This window comes from Actinocrinis sp., assembly GCF_035653575.1.
Taxonomy (GTDB): Bacteria; Actinomycetota; Actinomycetes; order Streptomycetales; family Catenulisporaceae; genus Actinocrinis.
This window is the reverse complement of the sequence record NZ_DASRBQ010000116.1, coordinates 1-6,567: the sequence shown is the minus strand read 5'-3', so window position 1 is coordinate 6,567 and position 6,567 is coordinate 1. Positions and strand designations below refer to the sequence as shown.

Sequence of the window (6,567 nt, the reverse complement as noted above, 5' to 3'; positions counted from 1 at the left end):
CCCGCTTGTCGTCAACACGACGCCTGCCGGCGCCGCGGACGAGCTCGCGGAGAGCGTGACCAAGCCCGTGGGCACGCTCTTCGACGTAATCTACCATCCCTGGCCGACGCGCCTCGCTGCCGCCTGGCAACAGGCGGGCGGCACGGTGCTCGGCGGACTTGACCTGCTTATCCACCAGGCCGCGCTGCAGGTGGAGCTTATGACCGGAGCCGATCCCGCACAGCGCGACACAGTGGTGGCGGCCATGCGGGAAGCCGGGACCGCAGCGCTCAGCGAACGCTGACCACAGGTTGCGGTACCACGAGCCGCGGCTGACTCATACGCGTCGAATGCCCTGGCTCGGGCACCCTCATCTGTGCAACGAAAGACCGGTGAGCTGACCGTCCGCGGCGAACTCCACCGTGAACGAACCGATGCCCTCGGCCGCCACCACGATGCCTCCCGGTACGCGACTCCACTCCCAGCCGTAGTGCTCTACATATCCGAGCACGCACTCGGCGGCGTCCTCTCCGAACGTCGCAGCGCCTTCCATCACGAAGCGCGGTACCGTGCCGAGCCGAGGTACCGCGCTCGGTACCGAGGGATCGCAGACCACGTAGTACACGCGCGCCCCGCCCTCTCCGTCCGGGCCGCTGTGCCCGATGTAGCCGCGCGCGCCCAGCATCCCCATGGCGGTCCAGGCAAGCATCTCCGCGGCGTCCTGAGGGCTGTCAGGCGCGTCCGCGATGCCCACCAGACCAAAGGCCGCAGTGACGAACTCTGCGATGCCCTCGCGCTCGCCTAGGGCGCGCAACCGCCGGGCCTGCTCGGTGATCGCCGAGTTCTGACCCCAGCTCACCGGATCAGCCCAGGCCCACGTCCAGACGCCTGCCGGAGAAAGCGTCCCGAGGGCGTCCACCGCGAACTCACGACCAGATTGCCGATACGTACGCGTCGCGTGATCAACGGACCATTCGCCGAGCGGCAGATAGGCCAGGAACGTTTCCAGCTGCTCGGTAACCCACGCCGCGTGACGATTGCCCACGGCGTTGAAGCCCGCGCTGAACTCGATCAGGTTCACCGCTTCCGGCGGAGCCGAAGCCACGGGAACGACGGGGTCGGCGTGAACGGCCGGTCCACCGACGCTGCCCTGCGCCAGGTGCGCTTGCGGCGGTACGTGCATCGGAGTCTGCGGGGGCACGTGCGAAGGCGCCGGTGGGCGTGCCTGCCGCGCGTTAAGCGTCGCGACGATCTGCGCGGCGGCGGCTTGCACTGCCTGCGGGTGCACCGGCACGAGCGTGTACTGGCGAGATCTGATGTGCGCGAGTAGCTCCGGCTGCGGCGGAAGCTGGTAAAGACTCAGGTAGTAGCCCACAGCCGCCGGCCAGATCCATGTGCCATCGCTGTGGAACGCGCGCGGCACGTTCGGCAGCGCGCCCGGCACAAGTTCGTCACGGGTCGTCCCAGGTGCGGAAAGCACGACGGCGGCTCGGGTCAGGTAGGCCTGAAGCGCGGGAAGCTCGCGCGGATCGAGGTTCTGGCGATTGATCAGCGGGCCGCCATCCGGCTTGACGCCATCGAAGACGCGCGCCATCGGAAAACCTGCCTGCTGCGGGACCTGAGGGTCGTGTGACGGCTGCTGTTGCTGCGGCGGCGCCGGCCTGGCCTGCTGAGTTTGCGGCGCCTGCGGGTTCCCCTGCGGCAGGTGCTGTGGCGGCCCTTGCAGGTGCTGCGCCGGCGCGCCCGCACTCGACGGCGCGTTCTCAGCTCCCTGCCGAACCGGACCCGTGCCCGGCGCGAACGCACCCAGGCTCGGATCGATCGGCGGCGGCACCAACGGCGGCAAGGGCCCCGAGCCTGTGCCCGTATCCCGGCCATCAGGCTGCTGCGACGCCAGAACCGCATCGTGGTACACCTGCGGCGTCGAGCGCGCCAAGCTCCCCGCCCCCGTGGCTCCCGCCCCGCCGAAGCCCGCTGTGCTGGACATCCGCACTCCCAACCTCGCCGCACGCATCGCCGTTGAGGGACGGGCCAGTCTCCCATCGGGCCGCCCGCTGAACAACTCGCGAAGCCCACCGACGGCCGAACCCAGGACCTGACGAACTCGCCAGAAAAAGTCAGACCATATCCCGGCCTGTGGACAACCTTTTCCGCCAGCCGAGCACTCCGTGAAATGATCGGGGCATGTTGCGTTGGCTCACCGCAGGCGAATCGCACGGTCCCGCGCTCGTCGCGATCATCGAGGGACTGCCGGCCGGCGTGCGCACGTCCACCAAGGCGGTTTCGGACGCGCTCGCCCGCCGCCGGCTCGGCCACGGCCGCGGTGCCCGGATGAAGTTCGAGCAGGACGAGGTCGCCTTCCTCGGCGGCGTGCGGCACGGCCTGACCCAGGGCGGCCCGATCGCGGTGCGCATCGGCAACAGCGAGTGGCCCAAGTGGGAGACGGTCATGGCCGCCGACCCGATCGCCGGCCCGGCCTCGCTCGACGAGGTGGAACCCGGCTCCGCCGAGTTCTCCGCCACCGGCTCCGGCCAGGCCCGCAGCGCCCCGCTCACCCGACCCCGCCCCGGCCACGCCGACCTGGCCGGCATGCAGAAGTACGGATTCGACGACGCCCGGCCGGTCCTCGAGCGCGCCAGCGCCCGGGAGACCGCCGCCCGCGTCGCGCTCGGCGACGTGGCCCGCGCCTTCCTCGACCAGGCCGCCGGAATCCACATCGTCTCCCACGTGGTCCGGCTCGGCCCGATCACCACCCCCGACGGCTTGCAACCCGGCCCTGGCGACCTCGAACGCGTCGACGCCGACCCGGTCCGCTGCTTCGACCCGGAGACCAGCGCCGCGATGGTCGCCGAGATCGACGCCTGCCACAAGGCCGGCGACACCCTCGGCGGTGTCGTCGAGGTCCTCGCCTACAACCTGCCGCCCGGCCTCGGCAGCCACGTGCACTGGGACCGGCGGCTCGACGCCAGGCTCGCCGCCGCGCTGATGAGCATCCAGGCGATCAAGGGCGTCGAGCTCGGCGACGGCTTCGGCCTCGCCGCGGTCCGCGGCTCCCTCGCCCAGGACGAGATGGACCCCGGCCGCCCCGGCGTGCGCCGCCGCACCGGCCACTCCGGCGGCACCGAGGGCGGCATGTCCACCGGCGAGGTGCTGCGGGTGCGCGCCGCGATGAAGCCGATCTCCACCATCCCGCGCGCGCTGGCCACCATCGACACCGCCACCGGCGAGTCCGCCACCGCGCACCACCAGCGCTCCGACGTGTGCGCCGTGCCGGCCGCGGGCGTCGTGGCCGAGGCCATGGTCGGCCTGGTCCTCGCCGAGGCGGTGCTGGAGAAGTTCGGCGGCGACTCGGTGACCGAGACCGCGCGCAACATCGCCGGCTACCTCGCCGACGTGCAGGCCCGCGGGCTGGAGGTGCTCCGGTGAGTCCGCGGGTGATCATCGTCGGCGCCCCAGGCTCCGGGAAGAGCACCGTCGGCCCGCTGATCGCCGACCGGCTCGGCGTCGCCTTCCGCGACACCGACGCCGACGTCGAGGCCACCGCCGGAATGACGATCTCGGAGCTCTTCGTCGAGAAGGGCGAGCCCTACTTCCGCGACCTTGAGGCCAAGGCCGTCCGCACCGCCGTCGCCACTCACGACGGAGTGCTCTCCCTCGGCGGCGGCGCGATCATGCGCGCGGACACCCGGCAGGTCCTCGCCGGTCAGCACGTCGCCTATCTCGAGGTGAACCTGGCCGAGGCCGCCCGCAGAGCCGGCCTGAGCACCGCCCGCCCGCTCCTGCTCGGCAACGTGCGCGGCCAACTCGGCCAGCTGCTCGACCAGCGCCGGCCGCTCTACGAGCAGGTCGCCACCATCACCGTCTCCACCGTCGACCGCACCCCCGAAGAGGTCGCCGACCTGATCGTCAAGGAGCTGCCGGCATGACCGACTCGACCACAGTCAAGGTCGGCGGCGAGAAGCCCTACGACGTCGTCATCGGCACCAACCTGCTCGGCGAACTGCCGGCGCTGCTCGGCACAAAGCCCGCGCGCGTCGCGGTCATCCACCCCAAGGCGCTGGCCGCCACCGCCGAGGCGATCCGCGCCGACCTCGACGTCACCTACGAGGCCGTGACCATCGAGGTGCCCGACGCCGAGGAGGCGAAGTCCGCTCAGGTCCTCGCCTACGTCTGGTCGGTGCTCGGCCAGGCCGGCTTCACCCGCACCGACGCGATCGTCGGCGTCGGCGGCGGAGCCACCACCGACCTGGCCGGGTTCGCCGCCGCCACGTGGCTGCGCGGCGTGCCCGTGGTGCAGATCCCGACCACGCTGCTCGGCATGGTCGACGCCGCGGTCGGCGGCAAGACCGGAATCAACACCGCCGAGGGCAAGAACCTGGTCGGCGCGTTCCACCCGCCCGTGGGCGTGCTCTGCGACCTCGCCGCGCTGGAGACCCTGCCGCGCAACGAGTACGTCGCCGGCCTGGCCGAGGTGGTCAAGTGCGGCTTCATCGCCGATCCGGCCATCCTCGAGCTGATCGAATCAGACCTCGAGGCGGCCAAGTCCCCGGAGGGGCCGCACACCCACGAGCTGATCCGCCGCGCCGTCCAGGTCAAGGCCGACGTAGTCTCCGCCGACCTCAAGGAATCCGGGCTGCGGGAGATCCTCAACTACGGCCACACCCTCGGCCACGCCATCGAACGCAACGAGCGCTATCAGTGGCGGCACGGCGCCGCGATCTCGGTCGGCATGGTCTTCGCCGCCGAGCTCGGCCGCCTGGCCGGCCGCCTCGACGAACCCACGGCGCAGCGCCACCGCGATCTGCTCGGCGCGCTCGGCCTACCGCTCACCTACCAGGCAGACGCCTGGCCGAAGCTGCTCGACGCCATGCGCATCGACAAGAAGTCCCGGGCCGACCGCCTGCGCTTCATCGTGCTGCAGGGCCTGGCCAAGCCGACCGTCCTCGAAGCCCCCGACCCGCAGCTGCTCGCCGCCGCCTACGCCGAGGTATCCGCCTGACGCACGCGCGGGCCGCGTAAACGCGCCGACCGTCGTGCGCCACCGCCCCCGCTGCGCCACCGGTCGCACCAGCTCGGCGGCAATCGGGCCGTTGCCCGGACGGTAGACTTGTCGGCTGGCAATCAGATCAGAGTAGTCTCACGCTAGGAGTCACCCGGCCGTGGCCTCGACCAACGACCTCAAGAACGGCATGACGCTCAATCTCGACGGCGAGCTGTGGAATGTCGTGGAGTTCCAGCACGTCAAGCCCGGCAAGGGACCGGCGTTCGTGCGCACCAAGCTCAAGCACGTGCTGACCGGCAAGGTGGTCGACAAGACCTTCAACGCCGGTATCAAGGTCGACACGGCGAACGTCGACAAGCGCACGATGCAGTACCTGTACAAGGAGTCCACCGACTTCGTGTTCATGGACACCGACACCTACGACCAGATCCACGTCCCGGCCGAGACAGTGGGCGACGCCGCGCACTTCCTGCTCGAGAGCGCCGAGGCCACCGTCGCCACGCACGACGGCGTGCCGCTGTACGTGGAGCTGCCGGCCGCCGTCGAGCTCGTGATCACCTACACCGAGCCCGGCCTGCAGGGCGACCGCTCGACCGGCGGCACCAAGCCGGCCACCGTGGAGACCGGCTACGAGATCCAGGTCCCGCTGTTCATCTCCACCGGCGAGAAGGTCAAGGTGGACACCCGCGACGGTAAGTACCTCGGCCGGATCAACAGCTGACGTGGCGACCAGGAGCAAGGCGCGGCGGCGCGCCCTCGAGGTGCTCTTCGAGGCTGACCTCAAGGGCGTGGACGCGTCACGCGTCCTGGCCGACCGCGTGGCCAGGTCCCAGCAGGCGACCGCGCAGGACACCGACCCGCGCATCGGCGAGTACGCGATCGAGCTGGTCAACGGGGTGGTTGAGCACCTGGAGCGGATCGACTCGCTGATCGAGACCTACTCCATCGGCTGGCCGCTCGACCGGATGCCGGCGGTGGATCGCAATGTCCTGCGTCTCGGCCTGTTCGAACTGTTGTGGGGCACGGACGTGCCCGAGGTGGTCGCCATCGACGAGGCGGTCTCGCTGGCTCAGGAGCTGTCCACGGCGGATTCCCCGCAGTTCGTCAACGGTCTGCTCGATCGGCTGCGCGAACTGAAGCCGACGCTTCAGCGCTGACCGGGATGGCTGGATTCGAGCGCATCTGACTTGACGTCAGTTCCGGTCAGGCGTAGCGTGGTTAGACGTCGCCGAGTGCGGATCAGTGCAGCGGATGTTGCCGATGATCACACCGGCGAACTCCCTTCCTCCTTCTTTCGGACTCGCTTCCGAGGCTTCGCAATCGCGAAGGATTCGGGTGCTACTGCTTTCTCGTGAAGCGGTGGGAAAAGCGGTCGGGAAGATCTGGTAGAGTAGGGATTACCGAAAGAGAACACCTCTCCGGAGTCGAAAAACTCCGGGGAAACGGTGTCTGTTTCTTGAGAACTCAACAGTGTGTCGACATTTTTGTCTGTGATGCCATTTATGTTTTGGATGGCTGTTGTCCCGACCCCCGTCGGGACGGATGGCCAGGATTTCGAATGATTCTTTTTTGGAGAGTTTGATCCT

At 69.6% G+C, this 6,567-nt stretch carries 6 protein-coding genes and 1 pseudogene; 6 read left to right on the top strand and 1 reads right to left on the bottom strand.

The features are described 5' to 3' along the window. Positions 1-283, top strand: a pseudogene (locus VFA06_RS16300) (shikimate dehydrogenase); the annotation flags it as partial. Positions 284-349: 66 nt separating this feature from the next. On the opposite strand, the gene VFA06_RS16295 reads toward VFA06_RS16300, so the two are convergent. Continuing rightward, entirely contained in the window at positions 350-1,573 is a 1,224-nt protein-coding gene (locus VFA06_RS16295) for a DUF6882 domain-containing protein (protein ID WP_324841430.1), read from the bottom strand. Between the two features lie 590 nt (positions 1,574-2,163). Between VFA06_RS16295 and aroC the strand changes: the two genes are divergently transcribed. The 5 genes from aroC (at position 2,164) to nusB (ending at position 6,138) form a co-directional block, all read left to right on the top strand. Continuing rightward, positions 2,164-3,405: a chorismate synthase gene (gene aroC / locus VFA06_RS16290; RefSeq protein ID WP_324841429.1), complete on the top strand. Its 1,242-nt coding sequence runs from the start codon at positions 2,164-2,166 to the stop codon at positions 3,403-3,405. Then, a complete protein-coding gene (locus VFA06_RS16285; protein ID WP_324841428.1) occupies positions 3,402-3,905 on the top strand; it encodes a shikimate kinase in 504 nt (167 codons plus the stop codon). Before aroC ends, VFA06_RS16285 begins: the two co-directional genes overlap by 4 nt. After that, on the top strand, positions 3,902-4,978 hold the full coding sequence (aroB, locus tag VFA06_RS16280; RefSeq protein ID WP_324841427.1) for a 3-dehydroquinate synthase: 1,077 nt from the start codon (positions 3,902-3,904) through the stop codon (positions 4,976-4,978). The genes VFA06_RS16285 and aroB overlap by 4 nt, the downstream gene beginning before the upstream one ends. Before the next feature lie 160 nt (positions 4,979-5,138). Then, the gene (efp, locus tag VFA06_RS16275; RefSeq protein ID WP_324841426.1) at positions 5,139-5,702 is read left to right on the top strand and encodes an elongation factor P; all 564 of its coding nucleotides are present in this window, start codon (positions 5,139-5,141) and stop codon (positions 5,700-5,702) included. Between the two features lies 1 nt (position 5,703). Beyond that, entirely contained in the window at positions 5,704-6,138 is a 435-nt protein-coding gene (nusB, locus tag VFA06_RS16270; protein ID WP_324841425.1) for a transcription antitermination factor NusB, read from the top strand. Positions 6,139-6,567: the final 429 nt, after the last annotated feature.